This is a genomic window from Hydrogenimonas sp. (assembly GCF_029933015.1).
GTDB lineage: Bacteria > Campylobacterota > Campylobacteria > Campylobacterales > Hydrogenimonadaceae > Hydrogenimonas.
This window is the reverse complement of the sequence record NZ_JAOZOZ010000138.1, coordinates 1-2,560: the sequence shown is the minus strand read 5'-3', so window position 1 is coordinate 2,560 and position 2,560 is coordinate 1. Positions and strand designations below refer to the sequence as shown.

The 2,560-nt window shown below is 52.7% G+C and carries 3 protein-coding genes; all 3 read right to left on the bottom strand.

Going from position 1 to position 2,560, the window contains the following annotated elements:
* Positions 1 to 971: nickel-dependent hydrogenase large subunit (locus tag Q1K23_RS08135; RefSeq protein WP_300363699.1), on the bottom strand; the 971-nt coding region annotated here is incomplete at its 3' end.
* Between the two features lie 10 nt (positions 972 to 981).
* Positions 982 to 1,860: a hydrogenase gene (locus Q1K23_RS08130; protein WP_300363695.1), complete on the bottom strand. Its 879-nt coding sequence runs from the start codon at positions 1,858 to 1,860 to the stop codon at positions 982 to 984.
* A complete protein-coding gene (locus tag Q1K23_RS08125) occupies positions 1,841 to 2,440 on the bottom strand; it encodes a TetR/AcrR family transcriptional regulator (RefSeq protein WP_300363693.1) in 600 nt (199 codons plus the stop codon). Before Q1K23_RS08125 ends, Q1K23_RS08130 begins: the two co-directional genes overlap by 20 nt.
* Positions 2,441 to 2,560: the final 120 nt, after the last annotated feature.

Genomic DNA, 2,560 nt, shown 5'->3' with positions numbered 1-2,560 from the left:
TCCATGATCCGTGCCGCGATACGCGTGAGCGAAGCATCTTTGTAGCGTCTGTGCATATGGCGTATCAAAGGTGTTTTCGCCACCATGGCCCGCGCCAGCGGACCCGCTTCGTAAAAACGCCGGTTGTACCGTACAGGCTTCGCATGGTTTGTATAACCGTTCGGCACGATGGGCTCTCCCTCTTCGACCGAAGAGAGATCGGTCGATGCCAGTCGGGTCCTCAGGGATTTGCCTGCACCCCCCATCGGATTGAGAGCCAGTACGATAAAGCGGTCATGACTCTGCCCGAACTTCTCCCATCCATTTTCAAGAAAATAGCGCAGAAGCTCCGGAAGATCGCCGTCATTTTCAAACAGAGTCTCGACTTTCGTGATCTCACAAGCCTCTTTCGGGGCCATATCCAACAGACTCTTTCCAAACACCGCTCCAATCTCCATGAGGAGCGACTCCACCTGCAGTATCTCCATATGGGTAGGATCACACATGACGCCTCCCGGCAACGCATAGGAGGTGTGCGGCCACTGCCCTGCCAAATGGGCGATGGCACGGGCACAGAGGGAGGCAGCGTGATGGGCCGCCAGAATCGAAGCGTCCCTTCTGTATGCAAAGCCGGGTATGGAGGGAAGAAGTGTCAGATAGAACCATTTGAAATGGTTTTGGATGATCTCCAGAGAAAGGGTCAAGGAGCGGATCGCTTCGGCCTTGGGTGAAACCTCGAGCTTCACTCCGGCATTTGCGTAACAGCTCTCCAGCGCTTTGACCGTCGCGATGAGATGGGCGTGTCCACATATACCGCAGACCCGTGGTGTCAGGGCCAGAGCATCGAGTGCGGGCTTGCGCTCCAGTAATTTCTCCATCCCGCGGATATGGGGAAAAAGTATCTCGGCAAATTTGATCGACCCGTCACTTTTTTTGTCGAAAAGAAGGGTCGCTTCTCCTTCGATCCGCTCGATGAACCGCTCGACCTTCACCGCCAAACTCTCAAAACTTCTTCTTTTCGAGACGTTCGATCTTGAACGCCTTGGCGATACCCGTCATCGTCAAATAAGCGCGTTTGGGTACGCCCAGAGGCATTTTGGCGGGGATCGACATCAGCGTCTCCGTTTCGAAAAGATTCGTCGAAGGAAAATCGGGCTCCGTACATCCGATGCACGGCATGCCTGCCCTGGTCTTCGAATTCACACCTCCCCAGAGCGTTTTGTTGCAGCTTCCATGGGTAAAGGGAGCCTGACACCCCTGTTCGTAAAAGAGGCACCCCTCTTTCAAACCGAACCCCTTCGCATCGATCTTCCACTCGAAATATTCGTTTCGGGTACAACCTTCATGTACGGTATATCCATAGATTTCCACAGGCCGATGCAGTTCATCCAGCGCGATGTTCTTTCCGTGTCGAATCATCTGGAGCACATAGACCAGCCACTGCGGATGAATCGGACAACCGGGGAGATTGACGATCTTCGAAGCGTATGAAGCGAGCAGCCCGGCCGGCTCCTGCTCACAATAGATGGCACCGGTGGCCCTGTTGTCGAGTTTGCGGGAGATCCCGCCGAACGACGCGCAGTTTCCTGCACAGACGATCTTTTTCGCGATGGAAGCGTACCGCGCGATCAGTTCGAAACTCTCCATCCCGGCTCTCACGAATCCTCTCTTCAACAATCCTCCTTCGATAACGAGGATGTCGATGTCGCAGGTTTCCCGCACGACCGATTCCAAAGAACACCCCGTCGCGAAAAGCGGATGATGGACAAAATCGAACTCTTCCAGCAGTTGCGGCATTTCCGGCGCATTGAGGAAAGAGTGGCTGTCACCGTTGCAGGTGATCCCCTGCAGCCACAGCACCTTAGGCTTGCGCGTTGTCACTCTTGAGTGCCCTGTAGATGTTTTCGGCGATCTCGTCACTGTAGCTCTGCAGCTCTTTGGGCAGAACATTTTCGCCTTTGAGAAAAGCCATGCCGCCGAGATACCCCATGAAGAGGCCGAAGGCACTGAAAAAGTCCTGATTTCTCAGATCCCCCGCACGTACACCCTCTTCGAAAAAGACCATGATCTCCGTCATGAAAGGAGCCACGCAGATCATCCCCTCGCATCCGTCGGAAAAGACTTCCCTGTTGGCCAGATAGACACGGAGAAAATACTCGATCATCTGGGGCTGGTCGACAGCCATATCGAAGTAAATTTTGACGATCCGGCGGATCTTCTCTTTTGTGGATATAGGCTGATGGTTGACGGCGTGAATCTTCTCAGCCAGCAGTTGTGATACGTATCGAATGATCTCCTGTGCCAACTCCTCTTTCGAGGAGAAATAGTTGTAGAGATTTCCGACACTCATCTCCATTTTTCTCGCGATATCGGGTATCGTCGTCACATAGAAACCCTTTTGCGAGAAGAGTTCCAGTGCAGCCAGCAGAATCTCTATCCGCCGCTGTTCCTTTTTATCCACTTTTTTCGTCTTCAAGTCCCGTTCCATTACCACATGTTATATCAATTATCATATCATCATTTTCTTGATAAAAGGCCAAATGGCATCTCCTCATAAAGATTTCGCGAAGCTGTCCGATAC